This window comes from Actinoplanes sp. NPDC051343 (assembly GCF_044455125.1).
In the GTDB taxonomy this organism is placed as follows: domain Bacteria; phylum Actinomycetota; class Actinomycetes; order Mycobacteriales; family Micromonosporaceae; genus Actinoplanes.
The window spans coordinates 29,197-49,837 of the sequence record NZ_JBITEL010000009.1; the positions used below are offsets into that span (position 1 = coordinate 29,197).

General features: G+C 72.6%; 19 protein-coding genes. 5 read left to right on the top strand and 14 right to left on the bottom strand.

Translation table 11 applies throughout. The annotated features are described in order from the left end of the window. The first annotated feature begins 43 nt into the window (after positions 1–43). Entirely contained in the window at positions 44–1,489 is a 1,446-nt protein-coding gene (locus ACIA5C_RS28050; protein WP_396059749.1) for a trehalose-6-phosphate synthase, read from the top strand. Between the two features lie 20 nt (positions 1,490–1,509). On the opposite strand, the gene ACIA5C_RS28055 is transcribed toward ACIA5C_RS28050, so the two are convergent. From ACIA5C_RS28055 to ACIA5C_RS28080, 6 genes are read right to left on the bottom strand one after another with little or no spacing between them, the layout of a single operon-like run. After that, on the bottom strand, positions 1,510–2,289 hold the full coding sequence (locus ACIA5C_RS28055) for an alpha/beta hydrolase (protein ID WP_396059751.1): 780 nt from the start codon (positions 2,287–2,289) through the stop codon (positions 1,510–1,512). After that, positions 2,286–3,632: a flavin-containing monooxygenase gene (locus tag ACIA5C_RS28060; protein ID WP_396059753.1), complete on the bottom strand. Its 1,347-nt coding sequence runs from the start codon at positions 3,630–3,632 to the stop codon at positions 2,286–2,288. The genes ACIA5C_RS28055 and ACIA5C_RS28060 overlap by 4 nt, the downstream gene beginning before the upstream one ends. 27 nt (positions 3,633–3,659) lie before the next feature. After that, entirely contained in the window at positions 3,660–4,313 is a 654-nt protein-coding gene (locus ACIA5C_RS28065; RefSeq protein ID WP_396060603.1) for an endonuclease/exonuclease/phosphatase family protein, read from the bottom strand. A 41-nt stretch (positions 4,314–4,354) separates the two neighbouring features. Further along, positions 4,355–5,305, bottom strand: a complete 951-nt coding sequence (locus ACIA5C_RS28070) for an ROK family glucokinase (RefSeq protein ID WP_396059755.1) — start codon at positions 5,303–5,305, stop codon at positions 4,355–4,357. A 21-nt stretch (positions 5,306–5,326) separates the two neighbouring features. Beyond that, positions 5,327–7,024, bottom strand: a complete 1,698-nt coding sequence (locus ACIA5C_RS28075; RefSeq protein WP_396059757.1) for a hypothetical protein — start codon at positions 7,022–7,024, stop codon at positions 5,327–5,329. Between the two features lie 55 nt (positions 7,025–7,079). Continuing rightward, positions 7,080–7,526: an SRPBCC family protein gene (locus ACIA5C_RS28080; RefSeq protein ID WP_396059759.1), complete on the bottom strand. Its 447-nt coding sequence runs from the start codon at positions 7,524–7,526 to the stop codon at positions 7,080–7,082. A gap of 137 nt (positions 7,527–7,663) precedes the next feature. Here ACIA5C_RS28080 and ACIA5C_RS28085 point away from each other — a divergent pair, with 137 nt between their 5' ends. Both ACIA5C_RS28085 and ACIA5C_RS28090 read left to right on the top strand, forming a co-directional pair. After that, complete coding sequence (locus ACIA5C_RS28085; protein ID WP_396059761.1) at positions 7,664–9,358, top strand: GAF domain-containing sensor histidine kinase; 1,695 nt, start codon at positions 7,664–7,666, stop codon at positions 9,356–9,358. Between the two features lie 7 nt (positions 9,359–9,365). After that, positions 9,366–10,034, top strand: coding sequence for a response regulator (locus tag ACIA5C_RS28090; RefSeq protein WP_020512124.1), 669 nt, complete (start codon positions 9,366–9,368; stop codon positions 10,032–10,034). 25 nt (positions 10,035–10,059) lie between these two features. Here the strand turns inward: ACIA5C_RS28090 and ACIA5C_RS28095 are convergent, their stop codons facing one another. From ACIA5C_RS28095 to ACIA5C_RS28105, 3 genes are all read right to left on the bottom strand, one after another. Next, positions 10,060–10,476, bottom strand: coding sequence for a DUF4395 domain-containing protein (locus ACIA5C_RS28095; RefSeq protein WP_396059763.1), 417 nt, complete (start codon positions 10,474–10,476; stop codon positions 10,060–10,062). A gap of 62 nt (positions 10,477–10,538) precedes the next feature. Beyond that, positions 10,539–11,051, bottom strand: a complete 513-nt coding sequence (locus ACIA5C_RS28100; RefSeq protein WP_396059765.1) for a MarR family winged helix-turn-helix transcriptional regulator — start codon at positions 11,049–11,051, stop codon at positions 10,539–10,541. Between the two features lie 33 nt (positions 11,052–11,084). Then, positions 11,085–11,588, bottom strand: coding sequence for a TlpA family protein disulfide reductase (locus ACIA5C_RS28105; RefSeq protein WP_396059767.1), 504 nt, complete (start codon positions 11,586–11,588; stop codon positions 11,085–11,087). A gap of 98 nt (positions 11,589–11,686) precedes the next feature. Here ACIA5C_RS28105 and ACIA5C_RS28110 point away from each other — a divergent pair, with 98 nt between their 5' ends. Together ACIA5C_RS28110 and ACIA5C_RS28115 are read left to right on the top strand one after the other, a co-directional pair. Continuing rightward, positions 11,687–12,913, top strand: a complete 1,227-nt coding sequence (locus ACIA5C_RS28110) for an MFS transporter (protein ID WP_396059769.1) — start codon at positions 11,687–11,689, stop codon at positions 12,911–12,913. Positions 12,914–12,968: 55 nt separating this feature from the next. Further along, positions 12,969–14,201 carry a hypothetical protein gene (locus ACIA5C_RS28115; protein WP_396059771.1) on the top strand — a complete coding sequence of 411 codons (1,233 nt, stop codon included), beginning with the start codon at positions 12,969–12,971 and terminating at the stop codon, positions 14,199–14,201. Here the strand turns inward: ACIA5C_RS28115 and ACIA5C_RS28120 are convergent. The 5 genes from ACIA5C_RS28120 to ACIA5C_RS28140 all read right to left on the bottom strand — a co-directional run bounded on the left by ACIA5C_RS28120 (position 14,198) and on the right by ACIA5C_RS28140 (position 20,576). Then, positions 14,198–16,066, bottom strand: coding sequence for an ABC transporter ATP-binding protein (locus tag ACIA5C_RS28120; protein WP_396059773.1), 1,869 nt, complete (start codon positions 16,064–16,066; stop codon positions 14,198–14,200). The genes ACIA5C_RS28115 and ACIA5C_RS28120 overlap by 4 nt on opposite strands. Before the next feature lie 438 nt (positions 16,067–16,504). After that, entirely contained in the window at positions 16,505–17,638 is a 1,134-nt protein-coding gene (locus ACIA5C_RS28125; RefSeq protein ID WP_396059775.1) for a glycosyltransferase family 4 protein, read from the bottom strand. After that, positions 17,638–18,906 carry a M48 family metallopeptidase gene (locus ACIA5C_RS28130; protein WP_396059777.1) on the bottom strand — a complete coding sequence of 423 codons (1,269 nt, stop codon included), beginning with the start codon at positions 18,904–18,906 and terminating at the stop codon, positions 17,638–17,640. The genes ACIA5C_RS28125 and ACIA5C_RS28130 overlap by 1 nt, the downstream gene beginning before the upstream one ends. Before the next feature lie 23 nt (positions 18,907–18,929). After that, entirely contained in the window at positions 18,930–19,154 is a 225-nt protein-coding gene (locus ACIA5C_RS28135) for a hypothetical protein (protein ID WP_396059779.1), read from the bottom strand. A gap of 54 nt (positions 19,155–19,208) precedes the next feature. After that, positions 19,209–20,576 (bottom strand): NYN domain-containing protein, encoded by a 1,368-nt coding sequence (locus ACIA5C_RS28140; protein ID WP_396059781.1) that lies wholly within the window; start codon positions 20,574–20,576, stop codon positions 19,209–19,211. Positions 20,577–20,641 lie beyond the last annotated feature (65 nt).

Sequence of the window (20,641 nt, forward strand, 5' to 3'; positions counted from 1 at the left end):
ACCATCTGTATATATCTGGGTAGCTGTGCAGTAACCTTCGGTGATGCGTCAGAGCTCCCTGGTCGTCGTCGCCAACCGGCTCCCGCTCGACGACAATGCCGCGCCCGACGGCGCGTGCGAGTGGCGACGAAGTCCCGGCGGCCTCGCCAGTGCCCTGCACGCGATCCTGCAGAAGACCCCGGCCACCTGGGTCGGCTGGGCCGGAGGCGTCGACCGGGCCCCGCAAATGCCCGACATCGGCACGCTCCGGCTGCGGCCGGTCCCGCTCTCCGAACCCGAGCTGCGCGGCTACTACGAGGGCTTCGCCAACTCGACGCTCTGGCCGCTCTACCACGACGCGGTCGAGCCACCCGTCTTCGACCGCGGCTGGTGGGAGACCTACCGCGCGGTCAACCGGAAGTTCGCCGAGGCGGCGGCCGAGGTCGCCGAACCGGGCGCCGCGGTGTGGATACAGGACTACCACCTCCAGCTCGTGCCCCAGCTGCTGCGGGAACTCCGGCCCGACCTGCTCATCGGATTCTTCATGCACGTGCCGTTCCCGCCGCCCGAACTGTTCATGCAGCTCCCCCGCCGGGTCGAACTGATGCGCGGCATGCTCGGCGCCGACCTGGTCGGCTTCCAGCGCCCGCAGGCCGCCCACAACGCGGCCCAGCTGGCGGCCAAGCTGCTCGGCGCCGAAGGGGCCGACGACGCGATCCACCTCGACGGCCGGGTGGTGCGCACCGGCGCGTTCCCGGTCTCGATCGACGTCGGCGAGATGCGGGCGCTCAGCGCGCGGCCCTCGGTGATCAGCCAGGTCCGGCAGCTCCGGCACGACCTCGGGCCGCACAAGCGGGTGCTGCTCAGCGTCGACCGGCTCGACTACACCAAGGGGATCGAGCATCGGCTCACCGCGTACAGCGAACTGCTGCGCGACGGGCGCATCAAGGTGCGCGACACGGTGATGGTGCAGGTCGCGGTGCCGAGCCGGGAACGGGTCGAAAGCTACCGGATATTGCGCGACCGGATCGAGGGCGAGGTCGGCCGCATCAACGGCGAGTACGGCCGGGTCGGCGAGCCCGCCATCCACTACCTCAACCAGTCGTTCGACCGGGCCGATCTGGCCGCGCTCTACCAGACCGCCGACGTCATGGTCGTGACGCCGCTGCGCGACGGGATGAACCTGGTCGCCAAGGAGTTCGTGGCGGCCCGGCCGGACGACACCGGCGCGCTGGTGCTCAGCGAGTTCGCCGGCGCCGTGGACGAGCTGACGGACGCCTTCCAGGTCAACCCGCACGACGTCGACGGGCTCAAGGAAACCCTGCTGAGCGCGATCGACGCCGACCCGGCCGAACTGGCCCGGCGGATGGCCGCGATGCGCCGATATATCACCCGGCACGACATCCTGGCCTGGGCCCGCGCCTATCTGCGGGCCCTCGACCACACCGGACGCCTGGCCGCCCAGGTGCCCAAGCAGCGCCGCCGCGCAACCCTGAGCGCCCGGCAGTGAGCCGCTGACGCCCGGCCCCCTCACGGGACCGGCGCCAGCTCCTTCTCCAGCCAGTCGAGGATCGCGCCGATCGGCTCGGCCCAGCCCTCGTCGAGCATCAGATCGTGGCCCATGCCCGGGAAGAGCAACGGGGCGCCGCCGTAGCGGGCCGCCGTGCGGTCGAGCGAGGCCCGCGGCACCACCCGGTCGTCGGGGCTGCCCACCACCAGCACCGGCGGCGCGCCCACCGGATCGGGCGCCGGCCGGTGGGTGATCAGCTCGCGCCGGGGGCGTACGCGGTCGAGCCGCTGGACGAACCCGTCGGCCTGCTCGACCGGCAGCCGGTCGCCGAACAGCTGGCGCCGGCTGAGGCCCAGCCGGCCACCGAAGATCGCGGGCAGGGTGCCGGCCGGGTTGGCCCGCAACGCCGTCCCCAGGGTGGTCCAGCCGTCGACGACGGGGGCGGCGAGGACCGCCGCCTTCGCCGGGTAGCGGCCCAGGGCGTACGCGACGGTCAGCGCGCCCGCCCCGTGCCCGACCAGCACCGCCTGCCGGGGCAGCGAGGCCGCCGTCTGCACGACGTCGTGGACGTGGGTGCGAAGGGTGCCGCCCGGGCGCGGCGTCACCGCGTACGCCCGGAAGCCGCGACCCGCGGCGTGGGTGAGCCAATCGGTCCACACCCAGGAGCCGTGGCCGAGGCCGGGCACGAAGAGCAGCGGCGGCTTGGCGGTCGACTCGTCCTCCGGCAGCCGGCTGACGACCTCCCGCTCGAACGGCGGGACCGGGTCCGTCCAGTCCTCGAAGCGGATGATCGCGCTCACGCGGCAGCCTCCATCTCACGCAGGAGAGCCTCGACCGCCCGCAGGTAGGCGACGTGGTCGACCTCGAACCAGTGGCGGCGGGACGGCACCACCCGGCGGCGCGACCAGCTGCGGACCGGCCGGGCCGACTCCTTCTGCTGCACCGCGGTCGCCCGGGCCGGATCGGTGGCCCGCAGCCGCAGCCAGCGGGCCACCGCCACACTCTGCCAGTGCGCCAGCGGCAGCAGACCGGCATCGGGCTGCAGCAGGCCGACCACCGCCAGCGTCGGGTGCTTGCGGGCGAACGCGTGCAGGTGCAGGTCGGGGCGGCCGTCGGCGTCGGTGTCGAGCAGCCCCGGCTCGAGGAACTCGAACCGGGGGGCGTAGCCGGTCGCCGTGATCACCAGGTCGGGTTCGATGCGCCGGCCGCCGGCCAGTTCGACCGTGTGACCGTCGAACCGGGTCACGTCGCCGACCGCGGTGATGCGGCCGTGGCCCAGGTAGTAGGCCAGCTGACTGTTGACGATCGGATGACTCTCGTACGGCCGGTGGTCGGGCTTCTGCACGCCGAACCGTGTCAGGTCGCCGGTGGTGAACGCCAGCGTGCGGCGATAGAGCCACTGCCTCGCCTTCAACGGCAGCCGCCACCTCGTGATCTTCGAAGCGACCTGGTCGGCGGGCCGGCCGAGCACGTATTTCGGGGCATACCAATAGCCGCGCCGGGTCGAATGCCACACCGTGTCGGCGTGCTGCGCCGCCTCCACCGCGATGTCGCAGCCCGAGTTGCCGCCGCCGACCACCAGCACCCGGCGGTGCCGCAGCATCGCCGGATCTTTATATGCCGAGGCGTGGATGACCCGCCCGCCCCGGAACTCGCCCTCGATCGCAGGCTCGGCGGGCGACCAGTTGTGCCCGTTGGCAACCACCACCCCGGCGTAGCGCTGCACCCGCGACGAGCCGCCGCCGGTCGACTGGGTCGTCACGTCCCAGCGGCCGTCCCCGGTCGGCACCACCGAGACCACCTCGGTGCCGAACCAGATGCAGTCGTCGAGGCCGAAATGCTCGGAGTAGCGCTCCAGATAGGACAGCATCTGGCTGTGGTGCGGGTAGTCGGGCCAGGAATCGGGCATCGGGAAGTCGGGGAACTCGGTCATCGGCCGCGACGAGATCAGATGCGTGCTCGCATAGACCGGGCTGCGGTCGTGCCGCCAGTTCCAGGCGCCGCCGACCGAGGTCTCGCGCTCGTAGCAGTCGACGGCGAACCCGCGCTCACGCAGGTTTTTTATCGTGGCCAGTCCGCTGGCGCCCGCGCCGATGACACAGATCGCGTCTCGGCGGTCGGCAAGGTCGGGGGTGTCCTGCACCCGGCGAATCCTGCCAGACCGGTACCCCTACGAGGAAGGGAGGACAAGGTCGGCGACGACCGGCAGATGATCACTCGCCGACAGCGCCCGCTCGTCGTCCACGACCTCGTACTTCTCGATCGTGATGTCGGTCGAGACGAAGATCCCGTCGATGCGCCGGGCGGGCAGCGAAGCCGGGAACGTCGGCGCCGAGTCGGCGGGGCTGGACAGGCCGTCCTCGACCATCCGCCAGGCGCCGCCGCCCGGACCCTCGTTGAGGTCGCCGGCCACGATCAGCGGGCCCTCGACCGCCGAAAGCTGCTCCTTCCAGACCGCGGCCTGCGACGGCCGCTCGGCCGGGTCGGTGGCCAGATGCGAACCGGAAAGCGTGAACCGGCCGCCGCGCACCGACCCGCGGGCGAACGCGGCCCCCCGCATGTGCCGGCCCGGGGTCAACGGGAAACGGGTGCACCACGTCTCGTGCACCGCCACCCGCATGCTCACCAGCAGCAGATTGCCCAGCGCGGGCAGGCCACCGGCGGCGACCACCAGGCCGGAGTCGTCGGCCAGCGCCGCGCACTTGTGCCGCCAGCGGAACCGCCGCGGCGCCTCCTGCACGATCAACACATCCGGCTCGAGGTCCCGGATCAGGGAGACCAGGGCGGCCCGATCATCCGCCAACCCGTGGACGTTGTAGCTCATCACCCGCAGCGGAACCCCGGACACCCTCGACCCCTCGTCGCTCAGATCCGCCGGGCCAGGTCGGCCGCGCCGACCACCCCGGCGGTGTTGCCCATCTGGGCCGCAACCACCTCGGCGATCGGGAACCGCCCGCGCGCGGCGAGCTGATCCCGATAGGTTCGCTGGGTCGGCCCCATCAAAAGGTCCCCCGCGTCGATAACGCCGCCACCCACCACCAGGATCTGGGGGTCGAAGCTCTGCGCCAGGTCGGCCATCGCCACACCGAGCCAGTAGCCGATCTGGGCGAACGCGTCCCGCGCCACGCCGTCGCCGGCCCGGGCCGCCTCGGTGATCTGCCGGCCGGAGATCGCCAGCGGGTCTCCCCCGGCGAGTTCGAGCAGCTGAGCGGCCCTCTCCGGCTCCTGCCGGGCACCGGCCCGGGCGAACCGGACAAGAGCGTTGCCACTGGCGTACTGCTCCAGGCAGCCGAGCCGCCCGCACCCGCACGGATGCCCGTCGGGAACCGACTGGATGTGACCGAGCTCGCCCGCCATGCCGTTGGCCCCGCGCCACAACTTGCCGCCCAGCACGATCCCGCCGCCGATGCCGGTCCCCACCGTGATCATCACCATCGAGTCGTCGGCCTGCCGCGCCGCCCCGAACCGGAACTCGGCCCAGGCAGCCACGTTGGCGTCGTTCTCGAGCACGGTCGGCAGCCCGACCTGCTTGCTGACGTAGTCCCGCAGCGGCTCGTCGCGCCAGGCCAAATTGGGCGCGAACAGCACGGTCGAACCGGCCGCGTCGATCCAGGCCGCGGCGCCGATGCCGATCGAGACCGCCTCCGGGTGCTCACGAGCCAGCTCCGCGGCCACCTCGGCGATCGTGTCGCGGGTGCCGGCCGGATCCTCGGCCGGGGTGCTGCGCCGGTTGGCGGCCAGCACGTTGCCGCGCTCGTCAACCACCCCACCGGCCACCTTCGTGCCGCCGACGTCGACTCCGATGGTCAGCGTCACGCTGTCTCCTCTGCTGCTATTTCACACCGCGTCGTCGCCGCGAGCATCATCGCCCGCCGCACCGCCGCGCTCATCCGGCTTCGTGGCGCCTGAGCCATCATGATCCAACGTCTCTTCGCCGCCTACGGCGGCAACACCCGCATCGGCGGTGGCAGCGGCCCAGACGTCCCGCTTCCGAGGAGTACGCGCCCCACCAGCACCGTGGGCGTCGCGCACCCCACCGGACCCGGTACCGCCGCCGGCCCCTTGACCGGCTCCCTCGCCTCTCTCGTCGGCTCCCTCGCCGTTCCCGAGTTCGCGCGCGGCCTCCGCCAGCCGAACCGCCTCGGCAACCCGCTCGGCCGCCTCCTTGGCCCGCCGCGACGCGGCCCGGGCAGCCTCCCGCTGCGCGGCCTGCTCGGCCGCCCGCCGCGCCGCCCGCGCCTCCACCTCGGCCGCATGCTGCGCCGACACCTCAGCCGCGCTGGCCGTAGTCGCCGCAGCCCACGAGTCACCCCCGCCGCCCCGCCCGGCCGGCCCAGGCGCAGCACCCGACCCGGCGGCCGGCGCAGGCGCAGCGCCGCCGTCCCGCTCCGGCGGTACGGCCGCGTTCGTCGCTGTCGACCAAGGACCGGTGGCCTTGGCTACGCCGGGCCCGCCCCGGTTGGACGTGCCGGACGCCGACGACGAGTCGGGAGCAGTCGCCCGCCCACCCGGCGCGGGCTTGGCCGTCCCGGCATCCGTGGCCTTGGCTTCACCGGGCTCGCCCGGGTCGGACGTGCCGGACGTGCCGGACGCCGCCGCCGACGAGTCGGGAGCGGTTGCCCGCCGACCCGGCGCGGGCTCGGCTGCCTCGGCCTCGGCCGCCGCCGGATTGGTCACCGCGGACCAAGCGTCGGCGGGACGGTTGGTCGTGCGCGTGGCGGTGGACCAGTTCTCGTCGCGGTTTTCCGTGCGGGCGCGCGCGGGCGTCGGCGGCGTGCCGGCTCGGTCGCCGACCATCGAGGAGAAGGCGCGCATCACGCTCGCCACGCCGGTCGCGAGTTCGCCCGCGCCCATGGCCAGTTTGACCGCGGTCTCGGGGCTCGGGTCGCGCATGGTCGAGATCACCCGGCAGATCGGGCAGACGCAACACTCGGCGCTGCCGGTCGCCCAGGCACCGCCCTGGTGCCGACCGCTCCGGCCGCCGCTTCCGGCATGACCGCCGCTCGGGCGACCACCGGTGGCAGCTCGCACGGCGTCCAGAACGCCGCTCAGAACATCGCCGTTTCGCCCCTCGGCATCCCGATTGCCACCGCGGCCTGCGCCACCGCCCGTGCCGCCGCCACCGCCCGTGCCGCCGCCACCGACCGTGCCGCCGCCACCGACCGTGCCGCCGCCACCGACCGTGCCGCCGCCGCTCGGGCTACCGCCGCCCGTCGCGGCGCTGCTCGGGCCGCCGGAGCCGAACGCCCCGCTGGAATCGGTTGCGGCGCTGGAATCGGCCGGGCCGCTGGAATCAGTCGAGCCGGTGGAATCGCCTGCCCGGGCGGAATCGTCGGCGGGGGCGCTCAGGCGGCCGAGGAAGTCGGAGACCGTCTCGCTGAGAGCGCCCAACCCCGCCGCGACCTTCTCGCCGATGTCACCGACCTTGTCGCCGGCGTCACCGTCCTCGTCGCCGGTGCCGGCGCCGGCCGAACCGGCCATCGCCAGGACCGCTGCGACCAGCCGCTCGGCTTCGTCTCGAGCCGTTCCCGCCATGACCCCTCCTCACGCCGCCGCTCACTCTTCAACTATGGCCGCTTGTCGAAAGCGCTCAGGTCAGGCTTTCCACCCGGCGCTTGAGCGTCTTCAGCGCCGTGTCCATGATCATCTTTTCGGCCTTGCGGCGGAACATGCCCAGCATGCCGATGGAGAGCTCGACCTCGAGGCTGTAGGTCACCGTGGTGGTGCCGTCGCCGTTGTCGGCCAGGTCGTAGGAGCCGCGCTGCGACTTCTGGGTCTTGGACGGCGCGACCAGGTGCCACTCGATGCGGGTCAGGTCCTCCGCATATTCGTAGTCGAGGGTGTAGTCGTCGGCCAGCACTCCGGCGTCGATCACGAACCGGACCCGGGCCGCGTAGCCGTCCTCGTACTCCTCGAGGACCTCGACCTGCTTCATGGCGTCGGCCCACTCCGGGTAACGCCGGAAGTCGCTGATCACCGCGGCCACGCGGTCGACGGGCGCATGGACCTGAATCGACTGCGTCGAGGTATCCGCCATGCACGGGAGGCTACCTCGTGCGCCCGACATTCCCGGTGACCGGCCCGGGTACTCGGAATCCGCCGACGGCCGGGGGATCCGCACCCGGCCGACCGGCAGATAGGCTCCTCCGGCCAGGTGCGACTACCATCCGTCAGGTGCCGGTCCTCCCCAGTGTCCCCGCGCGCGCTCAGCCGCTCGCCGCGGTCGCGCGTGCCATCATGCTCGCGCTGGTCGCCGCGCTCACCTGGATCGCCACCAGGGAGGTCTCCGAGCTCCGCTGGATCGCGTTGCTCGTCGTGGCCGCGCTGCCCGCCTTCCTCGCCCCCGACCACCGCGTACTCGGTCCGCTGGGCCGGTTCGCCGAGGTCACGATCACCGGGCTGGCGGCCGGCTCGATCGCCGCCGCGGCCGACCTGAGCAAGACGGTGGACGCCGGCTTCGGCGCCGAGGCAGTGCTGCCCTACCTGGCCGTCCCGCTGCTGACCGCCGCCCTGCGCCGCCGCCCGACCGAGGGCGCCGCGCTGCTCGGGGTGGCCACGGTCGCGCTGGTGGTCGGCGGCACGCTGCTGTCGGGTGGCGATCAGGATCCGATCACCGAGCCCGGCTTCCTGGCCGCCGGGGGCCAGTGGCTGGTGCTCGGCGCGATCGTCACGTTCGCGGCCGACACCATGCGTCAGTTCATGCAGCCGGCCGAGCCCACCCCCCAGCCGTACGCCGAGGCGACCCGCCTGCTCACCCAGCTGCGCAGCGTCGCCCGCTCGCTGCCCGGCGCCACTCTGGACCCAGGCGGCATCTCCGAGCACCTGCTGGAGGAGCTGCGGCTGGTCGCACCGGGCGACCGGGCGGCCGTGCTCTCGGCGAGCGGCGGCGGTCGCCTGGTCGTGCTCGCCCAGACCGGTGCCGACCGGGTCGACTGGGAGACCACGCTCGACGCCGATTCGGCGATCGCCGACGCGTGGGCGACCCAGCAGCCGCAGACGGCCAGCCGGTCGCAGGCCCGTTCGCACTTCGGCGGCGACGTCTCCTCCCTGGTGGTCCCGCTGGTCGCCGGCGTACGGACGATCGGTCTGGTGATCCTCGAGGCGGATGTCTCCAACGCGTACCCGTCAAGCGTGCTGGCCGAAGTGACAGGCGTGACCGGACCGGCCGCCCTGCGGCTGGAAGCCGCCCTGCTCTTCGACGACGTGCGCTCGCTCGCGACCAACGAGGAGCGGCAGCGGCTGGCCCGTGAGATCCACGACGGGGTGGCCCAGGAACTCGTGATGGTCGGCTACGGCATCGACAACGCACAGGCCACGCTGCCCGAGGGCGCCGAGGAGACGGCCGAGGAGCTGCGTACGCTGCGCGGCGAGGTGACGCGGGTGATCACCGAGTTGCGTCTGAGCCTGTTCGAGCTGCGGTCCGAGGTGGACCGCAACGGCGGTCTGGCCGCCGCCATCGCGGAATACGCGCGCACGCTCGGCACCAGTGCCGGGCTGCGGGTGCACTTCACGTTCGACGAATCGACCGCGCGCCTGCCCGCCGCTACCGAGGCGGAGCTGCTGCGGATCGCCCAGGAGGCGATCACCAATGCGCGCAAACACGCCGGTGCCTCTAATCTGTGGGTTACCTGCACCGTCGACCCGCCCTTCGCCGAGATCGAGGTCTCCGACGACGGCAAGGGATTCGCGGACGACCGACCGGACGGTCGTTACGGCTTGACCATCATGGCCGAGCGGGCCGAACGCATCCGGGGAAGACTCAAGATCACGCCGCGACACCCCAGCGGGACAACCGTAGCTGTAGTGCTCGGATCTCCGGCTAGGCGCGATAGCGTGCGGGATAGCGTTTCCGCTCCAGAAGGGGAGTAACCCGAGCATGTCGACCAGTCCGGCGCCGACGACGCGCACCAAGGTCCTCCTGGTGGATGACCACGACCTGATTCGCAAGGGGCTGCGACACGCATTCGAGCGCGACCGTCAGTTCGAGGTCGTCGGCGAGGCCGCCACGGCCGCCGAGGCGGTCCGCCAGGCGGGCGCCCTGCAGCCCGACGTGGTGATCATGGATCTCCGCCTGCCCGACGGCAGCGGTCTCGAAGCCACCAAGGCCCTCCGTAAGAACAACGCCAACATGGGCATCGTGGTCCTCACGATGTACGCGGGCGACGACCAGCTGTTCGGCGCTCTCGAGGCCGGGGCCAGCGCGTTCGTGCCCAAGACGGCCCCGGCCGACGAGGTCGTGGCGGCCGCCCGGCACGCCGCTTCGGCGCCGAGCGCGTTCACCGCGGCCGACCTGGCCGAGGCGATGAAGCGGCGGCTCGCCCCGTCCGGCCCGCAGCTGTCCCCGCGTGAGGGTCAGGTGCTGCGGCTGCTGGCCGACGGCATGAGCGTGGCCGGCATCGCGAAGCAGCTGTTCGTCTCCGAGTCCACGGCCAAGACCCACATCTCGAAGCTCTACGAGAAGCTCGGCGCGGCCAACCGTGCGCAGGCGCTGATGACCGCGCTGCGGCTGGGCCTGCTCGAGGCGCCCGACGCTCCTAAGTTCTGATAGGGCCTGTCCTGCAGGACAGGCCCTACTTGGCCTGCGCCGGACGCAACCGGCGCAGGGCAAGGTAGGCCTCGCAGCCCAGACACAGCCCGAAGGCGGCGTTGAGGAACGCGGCCAGCAGGGCGCAGGCGGCGAAGACGACGCCCAGCGCGGTCACGCCGCTCAGGTAGCCGATCGTCGCGACGGCGGCGAAGGTGAAGCCGACCAGCTGGGCGAAGCGCACCGGCGCGGCCGGCTCGCGCTCGGCCGGAGGCCCGATCCGGGGCAGGACGAGCGCGCGATAGATCAGGCCGTAGGGTCCTTTGCGCGGGTCGTACGCGGTGATCGCGAAGATCAGTGTCTGCGCGAGCGCCAGCCAGCCCCACCCGGTCAGCAGGATGACGACCAGCACCGCGCTGGTCACTGTGGCAGCGAACCGCTGCCCGCGCGGGTCGAGTTCCATGGGTGGAAGCGTCGCATCCGGGGCCGGAAAAAGCGCTGTGCGGGCTATCACCGGAATCCCGGTCAAATTTCGCGGGAAATGAGCACCTTCCGAAGCAAGGCATTGAGCTGCTTCAATTCGTCGGTGCTGAGGGCGCCGAGCATCCGCTGATCGCGGTCCATGCCTTCGAAGATGTGCTTGTTCCAGGCGGCCCGCCCGGCGGTGGTGGGCCGCACCAGCACGCGCCGCCGGTCGGTCTCGTCGACCTGGCGGGTGACCAGTTCGGCCGCGACGAGCCGGTCGAGCCGGCTGGTGACCGCGGCCCGGGTCACGTTGAGGGCGTCGGCAAGCTGGGCCGGCGTCGCCTCGACCGGCCAGGGCTGGATCATCAGCGCGTGCAGCGTCTTGTAGTCCTCCAGAGACAGGTCTTTCGACCCGGCGAAGGCGGCCGCGTCTTCGCGCCGCAGCTCGCGCAGGATGTAGCTCATCCGGACCAGGGCGCCCTCGACCTCGGGGGCGAAGGTCGGATCGTCCTTCCAGAACGCCGCCCAGCGCGCCACATGCTCGTCGACGCTGTCGCGCTGCTCTCCGGTCACGCCCCAATTCTGCCACCATCTGATAATCAGACATCAAAGCGATTCGGTCACGGCCGCGATGAGGTGCGGCTTTTGCGGTACGCCGGTGGCCCGCTTGACGACCCGCCCGGCCGGATCGAGCACGAGCAGCGTGGGGGTACGCCAGATCCCGAGCGCTTTCACCGCGTCGAGGTGCTCATCGGCGTCGACCTCGACGTGCCGCACGCCCGGAACCTCGCGGGCGACCTCGGCGCTGATCCGGCTCACGGCCCGGCAGGGCGCGCAGTAGGCGGACGAGAACTGCAGGAGGGTCGCCCGCTCCCCTGGGCCGACTCCGAGCCCAGCCAGCATCGCCGCGTCGATCCCCACCCCGTCCTGGGTGGGGAGGAGTAAAGCAGCCGGGTCCGACAACTTCCGACCGTTGTCCACAGGCTGGGCCGCCACCACCGCAGCCGGGGCCACGGTGCGGAGCCGGCCGTCCGCGCGCTTCCACCACAGCCCGCCGGCCGCCCCGGCCAGCAGCACCAGAACGACCGCCGCTATCCCTACCGGGTCCATAGGCATACTCTGCCACCGGACCAGCAGCGGGCGCCACACTCCCGCCAGCATCTGACTTTTAGATTGTGAATAGTTAGACGATGAATTAGTTTGTAGTCATGCTTTCCGACTTCCGCCTGCTCGCCACCGGCCAGACGCTCTCCTGGGTCGGCAACGGCTTCCAGACCGTCGCGCTGGCCGTCGCCGTGGTCAAGGCGGGCGGCGGCGCCGGCGACCTCGGCCTCGTGATGGCTTCCTCGGTCGTCGCCATGCTGATCTGCTCGCTGTTCGGCGGGGTGTGGGCCGACCGGCTCCAGCCGCAGCACGTCATGGTCGGCTCCGACGTGGTGCGCCTGTTCGGCGCGGGCGCGCTGGCCGTGATGTTCCTCGGCCACGGCTACCACCTGGCCCTGCTCTGCACGGTCGCCGCGATCTCGGCCGGGGCGGGCTCCTTCTTCAGCCCGGCGATGAGCGCCCTCAAACCTCTGCTGGTGCCGGCCGAGCGGCGTCAGCAGGCCAACGCGACGCTCAGCATGCTGCAGACCGGCAGTTCGGTGGTCGGCCCGGCCCTCGGCGGTGTCACCGTGGCCGCGTTCGGCGCCCCGGCCGGGTTCGCGGTCAACGCGGCCAGCTTCCTCGCCTCGATGGCGGCCGCGCTGCTGCTGCGGGTGCGCGCCGAGCGTGGACCCCACGAGTCGATGCTCACCGAGATGCGGGCCGGCTGGCGCGAGATCAGCAAGCGCGACTGGCTGGTCGGCGGGCTGTTCGCGGCCACGACCTACCACATCGCCAACGGCGTGATCCTCGTCCTCGTGCAGGTGGTGGCCATCCAGCGCCTCGGCGGAGCGTCGGCGGCCGGCTTCATCGCCTCGGCCGAGGGCCTCGGCGGGTTCCTCGGCGCCGGCCTCGGCCTCCGCTTCCGGCCCCGGCACCCGCTCCGGGCCGGCTGGCTCACGCTCACGCTGATGCCGGTCTGGGCTCTGGCGTACGTGTGGCCGGCCGCCCTCACCGCGGTCCTGGCCGGGGCGGTGATCGGCTACGCCGGCCTGTTCTTCTTCGACGTGGCCTGGGAGACCGCGATCCAGGACCACGTGCCGCATCGGGCGCTCGGGCGAGTCGCGTCCTGGGACTATCTGACCTCGTTCCTGGCGATGCCGATCGGGAACGCGCTGGCCGGGCCGCTCTCCCAGGCGTACGGCATCAACCGCGTGCTGGTCGCCTGCGCCGCCGTTCTCCTCCTGTCCGCCCTGTCACAACTGGCGGTTCCGGGCGTACGGAAAATGACCCGGACCGCGACGGAGCCGGCGCCGCCGCACCCGGCCGAAGTGGCCGAGACCGTCGGTTAGCGGCTTTTGCCGCCCGGGTCTTCCGCGGCGCCGGAATTTTGGTTGGATGCCCGGCATGATCAACAGGCGTGGCCGCGCGATCGGCAGCGTGCTCGTCGCGCTGGTCCTGGTCGTGGTCCTCCCGTTCCCGGGGAGCGGTCGCCATTGGGGTGCCGGGCTGGCGGCCGGCGCCCCGCGGCCGTCGCTCTTCGACCGGGCGAGCCTGATGCTGCAGGACCAGGCCCGCGCGCTGACGACCGGCGACGAGAAGGGCTGGGCCGACGCGGTCACCCCCGCCCTGCGGCCGCGGTACCGCACCATGTTCCGGGCGCTGCGCGGTCTCGGCGTCACCGAGTTCGCCTATCGCCCGGAACTGCTCTCGGACCCGTCCGGGACCACGCTGACCGTCGACGCGAACATCGCCTACTGCTTCACCACCTGCGTCATCGGCGGCACCAGCCGCGATGCGCCCGACGCACACCAGCGCCTCACGATCGAGCGGTCCGGCGGCCGGCAGGTGATCACCGAGATGATCCCGCTCGACCAGCCGGACGGGCTCGTGCACCCGCCGTGGGAGGACGGCCCGCTGGTCATCCGGCACGGCCCCCGGGTCACCGTGGCCGGGCCGCCCAGCCAGGCCGGCAACCTCGACCGCGTGCTCAGCATCGCCGAACGGTCGGCGACGCTCAACGACCGGTTCGCCGTCTACCTGGGCACCACCCAGACCCGCTACCACGTCTACCTGGCCGACGACCACGCCTGGAACACCTGGTACGACGGCATGGCCGGGGACAACGCGATCGGCTACGCGATGCCGCTCAACGGCTACGGCGTCGACGTCGTACTGCGGATGAGCCAGATCGGCGACGACCGCGACTGGCTGCCGATCACGGTCCGGCACGAGATGGGTCACGTGGTCACCCTCGACGGTGCCGACCCGCCCCGCTACGACCAGTGGCTCGCCGAGGGCATCGCCGAGTGGATCGGCTCGTGGCCCAACCCGGCCCGCAGCGGCGCGCGGATACGCAGTGTGCGGGTCGTCCTCGCCGTGGAGCCACCGGCGACGATCGCCCTGCCACCCCTGGACCAGGACGCTTCGAGCCTTCGGGTCGACGCCTTCTACGGCCTCGGCCAGCTGGCCGTCGACTGCATGGCCCGGACGTACGGCCAGCCCGCACTCTTCGACTTCGTCAAGGCGGTGCTCCAGCAGGGATACAGCCTCGACGACGCGTCCGAGCGCGCGTTCGACAAGCCGTTCCCGGTCGTCGACCAGGGGTGCGTCAGCTGGATCCGGAAGCAGGCGGTCTAGGCGTACGCGCTCGCCTGGAGCGTGAACAGCTGGGCGTAGATGCCACCCGCCGCCATCAGGGTGTCGTGGTCGCCCTCCTCGGCGACCGCCCCGTGGTCGAACACGTAGATGCGGTCGGCCTCGCGGACGCTGGCCATGCGGTGGGTGATCAGGACGACCGTACGGCCCGCCGCCAGCTCCCGCAGCCGCTGGTAGACGTCGTGCTCGGCCCGCGCGTCGAGGTTGGCGGTCGGCTCGTCGCAAATCAGCAGCGGGGCGTCGCGATAGAAGGCGCGGCTGACCGCCAGGCGCTGCCACTGCCCGCCGGACAGGTCGGCGCCGTCGGTGAAATGGCGGGACAACAGCGTCTCGTACTGCCGGGCCAGCTCCATCACGAAGTCGTGGGCGTCGCCGGCCCGGGCCGCGCCGTGCACGTCGGTCTCGGCCACCGGGCGGGCGTGCCGGCCGATCGTGATGTTGGCACGGGCCGAGAGCGGCCAGCGGGTCGGTTCCTGCATGACCACGGCCACCCGCTCCCGTACGGTTTCGGGGTCCTGCTGCGAAAGATCGACCCCGTCCCAGCGGATCGTGCCCTCCTGCGGCCGATAGAGGCCGGCGAGCAGGGCGGCCATCGTCGACTTGCCGGAACCGTTCTCGCCGACCAGCGCGACCACCTCGCCGCGACGCAGGGTCATGGTCACGTCGCGTACGGCCGGGCGCTCCGCATCCGGATAGCGGAAGGTGACGTTGTCGACCGTGATCTCGCCGAAGGCGGGCGGCGCTTCGGCGCCGGCCTTCGGCTCCGCCCGTTCCTGAGAGAGCTCGCAGAAGCCCTGGAAATCGGCGAAGTAGAGGCCATGCTCAAAAACCCGGTTGGCGGTGAAAGCGATCTCGCTCAGCTTCCCGATTCCCATGTTGATCGCGTACGCGGCGGCGCCGCCCGCGGCCAAGGCCATCCGTCCCGTCCACAACAGCCACAGCAGGGTCGCGTAGGTGACTCCGGTCGCGCCCGAACTGAGCACCGTGCCGACCAGGGTCGTGCGCACCTGCCGCTGAGCGACCCGGATCTCCTCGTCGGTCGAGATCCGCAGCAGCCGGCGCACCTCGCCGAGCAGGAACCCGCGCAGCGTGAACGCCCGCAGCTCGGGCGCCGGCTCGCGGGCCGCCAGTAACTCGGCGAGCATCCGCTGCCGGCGCCAGACCGCGATCAGCCGCAGCACCCGCCGATGCCCGAGCCGCGCCGACCGCACCGCCGCCCAGCCGACCGGCACCACGGTCAGCACCAGCAGCGGCAGCAGGACCGGGTGCAGTGCCGCCAGCACCCCGGCCGCCGCGACCAGCCCGATCACGTTGGTCGCCAGATCGATCGCCTGGTTCACCAGCTGCTCGGCGGCGGCGATGCCCCGGTCGCGGGCGCGCTCCATCGCGTCCCGCCACTGCGGATCGTCGAAGGTGGAGAGGTCGACCTGGGTGGTGAGGTCGAGCAGCCGCATCTCGGCGGCCTGATAGACCAGCGGCGCGAGGCGGCCGTTGGCCGCGGCGGCGGCCGAGGTGAGGGCTCCGCGGACGCCGGCGGCCCCGATGAGCAGCAGCAGCGACGGTACGGCGGCCCGGACGCGCTCGGGGGTCGGCCCCTCCTGGAGCAGCCCGTTGAAGACGCCGACCACGCTGATCAGCCCGACCGCGCTGGCCACCCCGCCGAAAATCTGGGAGACCACGACGAGGACCGTGGTCAGCCGGCTGGCCCGCCAGGCGAGAAGCCAGGCTTCCCGGAGCAGTTTGGGCAGGCGCCGGAGCATCGTGAAGAACGTCGTGTTGGCCGCCTCCTCGGTCGAGGTCAGCCAGTAGGGCAGCGTGAGCTCGGCCCCGTCCTCACCGGTGGACAACGGCCCGGAATTGTCGGACCCGGGTGGTTCACTCTGCCCCACCCAGGACGGGGTGGGGGTGGGCGGCGGGGCGCCTGTGGACGGCGAGGAAAAATTGTCGGACCCGGCTGCTTCACTGACCCCCACCCCAGACGGGGTGGGCGCGGGCGGCGGGCTGGACGGGCTGGGCGGGCGCGGGGTGATTGATTCGGTGGAGGAGGCGTCGGCGGACTGCGGCATCAGCGGCTCCGTCTCGGGGGACCTCGGTGGGAGCTCCTCGCCTCATGCGGGCGTTCGGGCGGCGGTGCCGTTCAGGGGGTCGGGTTGCCCGCGGCGAATCGGCGAATCGGCGCAACCGGCGCAACCGGCCGCGTCGGGCAGCCGGACCAGAAGCTCTGCCGTCTTTCTATGCCTTTGTGGTGCGGCCAGTCTGTCTGCTATCGGACGGTCGCGATTCACTCACGCTGCGGAGCCGGCGAGCAGCGACGCCAGTCGGGCCGCCTGGGTGGGCCACTGCCACTCCTTCTCGACCCAGGCGCGGCCGGCCTCGCCCATCGCCTTGGCGCGCGACTCGTCGGTGAGCAGGTCGATCAGGCGGGCCGACAGGGCCGCCACGTCCCGGCCGCCGACCACGTAGCCCGTCTCGCCCTCGCGGACCGCGTCGGGGGCGCCGCCCGAGTCGCCGCCGACCACCGGCAGGCCGGTCGCCGAGGCCTCCAGGTAGACGATGCCCAGGCCCTCGACGTCGAGGCCCGCGGCCCGGGTGCGGCACGGCATCGCATAGACGTCGCCGGCCGCGTAGTGCTCGGGCAGTTCGGCCCAGGGGACCGAACCGGTGAACACCACATCGGACTCGACGCCCTGCTCGCGCGCCAGGCGCTCGAGCTTCGGCCGGTAGGGTCCGCCGCTGACCAGCAGCAACGCCGCGCCGGGGACCCGGCGGCGCACGGCCGGCAGGGCCCGGATCAGCATGTCCTGGCCCTTGCGCGGCACCAGGCGGGAGACGCAGACGATCACCGGACGGCCGGTGAGGCCGTGGCGCGCACGGACCGCGGAGCCGTCGACGCCCGGATGGAACTTGTCGACGTCGACGCCCGGGGCCAGCCGCTCCAGCGAGGTGCGGCCGCCGAGGGCGCGCTGCAGGCGCACCCGCTGGTAGTCGCCGAGGTAGGTCACCACGTCGTTGCCCCGGGCGATGCGCCGCAGCAGGCTGCGGGCGCCGGGAAGGGCGGCCCAGCCGATCTCGTGGCCGTGGGTGATCGCGACCGCCCGCTCGACCCCGGCCCGCCGCCGCAGGCCGTCGGCGAGCAGCCCGAGCGGGGCCGCCGCCCCGAACCACACCCGGTCGCAGTCATGTGCGCGGGCGAGTTCGGCCGCCCGCTTGGCGACCGCCGGGGTCGGCAGCAGCACCCCGGTCGACTCGCGCACCACCTCGAACGGCTGCTCGGCGTCGAACGCGTCCGACCCCTTCCAGGTCGACGCGTAGACGACGAGCGAACCGGCCGGCTGCCGGACCGCGAGGTTGTGCACGAACTGCTGGATGCCCCCGGGCCGGGGCGGGAAGTCGTTCGTGACGAGCAGGGTGCGCCCCATCAGCGGGTCGCCTTCGGGTGGGCCCGGGCGAAGGCTCGCGCGGCGGCCATGCGTTCCACCGTGGACGGGTGGGAGGCGGACATCAGGTATTCCCAGGCCGGGGGGTCGGGGTCGGAGAGGTTGACCGTGCCGAGGCGGCGCTGCATGGCCTCGAACGTGGCCGGGTCACCGGTCAGCACCAGCGCGTGGGTGTCGGCGCGGGCCTCGATGCGCCGCGAGACGAAGCCCTGTGCCGGGCCGGCGAGCAGGCCGGCCAGCGTGGACACGGCGACCAGCAGGCCGATGCCACGGGGCTCGCCGATCGTGTCGATGCCGGCCAGGCGCAGCAGGCCGCCCCACGAGCCGAGCAGGTAGATCGCGATCACCGCGGCCGCCGTGCCGAGCGCGCCGATCACGGTGCCGGTCAGCACGTCGTTGTCCTTGGCGTGGCCGAGTTCGTGGGCGACCACCGACACCACCTCGTCGGGCGTGGCCTCGGTCAGCATGGTGTCGTAGACGACGATGCGCCGGGTCGGGCCGAGCCCCGAGACGTAGGCGTTGACCGCCCGGGTGCGGCGGGACGCGTCGGCGACCAGCACGTCGCGCACCGGCACCCCGTCGCGGGCGGCCAGCGCGATCAGCTCGGATCGCAGCGGGCCGTCGGCCATCGGCGTGAACTTGTTGAAGATCGGCTCGACCAGCACCGGCAGGATGAACGACATCAGCACGACCAGGGCCGCCGCGCCGACCGCCCCGAACGCCCACCAGAGCCGGGGCGCGAAGTGCACGATCGCGTAGAAGCCGAGCAGCGCCAGGCCGCCGATGACCGCGCCGACCGCGAACGATTTGACCAGGTCGACCGCCCAGGCACCCCACGACTGGGTGGAGATGCCGTAGCGGACGACGATGACGTGCCGCCAGGCCGCGAACGGCAGCGTGACGATCTCGACGACCAGCACCACGGCGAGCCCGCCGAGCACCGCCTCGGCGATCCAGTTGCCCCCGAACGGCCGGCCGGCCAGCGCGACGAGCTTGGCGCCGAGCGGCGTCAGCCCGAGCAGCAGAGCCCCGATGAGGCCGATCGCCATCGAACCGTACGACCCGGGGCGCAGCGCGGAGTGGAACTCCCGGGCCCGGGCCACCTGAGCACGCGGCAGCGACTCGAGCGACGCCACCTGGTCGGCCCGGGGCGCCGGCGCGCGGTGCCACGGAATCGTCACCGCCGCGAAGACGGCGAGCGCGACCAGCAAAACGGCCAGCACCAGGCCGGCCCAGCCCCGCGTCGTCATCGGACCATCTTAGTGAGCGAGTCTCAGGCCACGTCGCGGCGGCGCGGGAACAGCGGGACCGGGACCACCACCGGCGCTTCCGGGGTCTCGAGCAGCTCGACCTCGAAGCCGGCCAGCTCGAAGACCTCGATCGCCTTGAGCTCGCCGGCGGTCAGGTCGGCGATGCCGTCGGGGGTGTCGAGCAGCGTGCCGATCAGACAGCCAGTGCAGTGACCCTGGTCGGGACAACGACCGCAGTCGACGATCATCACTCCTCCTTCGTTGGTAACCACCAAGCTAGGAGGGGGGTATGACAAAAAGCCTCAGGACCTGGCCAGGCGGCGCAAAAGGGAGTCGGCACCCATCGGATAGGCCCCGTGCCGGCGCACCCCGTCGGCCACCTCGCGGTCGGAGGACACGACCACGATCGGCCGGCCGGGCGGCTCGGCCCGGACCAGCTGACGGATCAGCTCATCGGCGGTGTCGCCCTTGTGGGAGAAGAGCACGCGTACGCCCCGGGGAGCCGGCGGCAAGCCGTGCACCCGCTCGGCTCCGTCGAAAACCACGGTGATCTCGTCGCCGGTCTGCGCCGCGATGCCGCCCAGACCCGTGATCAGCCGCTTGCGCTGCTGCTCGAGCGACATCTCGGCGAAGCCGCGCTTGGTCACGTTGTAGCCGTCGACGATCAGGTGGGCGCGGGGCAGCGCGAGCAGCTGGTCGAGCCGGCCCGGGTCGTCGGTGTCCTGAGCGCGGGCGCGGGACCGCTCGGGCGAGCCCGGCCGGTCGGCGGAGGTGTCGGCCACGAAGTCGGCGGGCAGGCGGTCCTGCGGGCCGAGCGCCAGCTCGCGGCGCAGGCCGGAGGCGGCCTGCCCGATCGTCTCGAGCAGCAGCCACAGACGGGCGTCGTCGACCGCCCGCGCGTCCTTGGCCTGCTGCTTCCCGGTCGCGGCGGCGGCCTCCGCGTCGGCCAGTCGCGTCTTCAACCGGCGTACCTCGGCTTCGTGGTCGGCCGCGATGCGCGACGCGCGTCCCTTTTCGGTGGCCAGCAGGTCGCTCGCGCGCTTCTGCGCGGCCTGCGCCTCGCGCAGGGCCTTGCCGGTGGCCCGGTACTCCTCGCGCAGCTGGCCCAGTTCCTCGCGGACCCGGGCCAGCTCATCGCGCAGCTTGTCGGCCTCGACCCGGGCGACCGCCCGGTCGTGCTCGGCCCGCGCCGCCCGGTGCTCGGCGTCGCGCACCTGGCCGGCCACCGCGGCGCTGTCGGCCTCGGCCCGGACCGCCTCACCGGCCTGGTCGATCAGGTCACGCCAGCCCTCGGGACGGCCCAGGTAGGCCAGCGCGGCGACTTCGACCGGGTCGGCGGCGGCCGGGGCCATGCCGTCGGTTACGGCCGCGCCCAGGTCGCCGGCCTCGGTCATCACGCGGGCGCCGATGCGCTGGCGGAACAGCGGGTCGGAGGCGAGCTGGGCGGCGATCTCGCGGCCGCCGAGCCGGGCCCGGCGATTGGGGGCGAAACGGGCCACCCGACGCAGCGCGACCGGGATCTCGTCGGCCGGCAGGCCGGGCAGCGAGGCCGCGGCCAGCGCGGTGATCCGCTGGCGGACCGGCTCGGGCAGAACCGGCTCGGGAACGAAGTCCGCGTCGACGGCCGCCTCCTCGTCAGGGCGGTCGTCGAACGGAAGCGGCGCGGACATCTACCTATTCTCCCACCGTGGGCTGCCGAAATGCTTGCGGAAGCAAGTGATCTTTTCCGGGCACG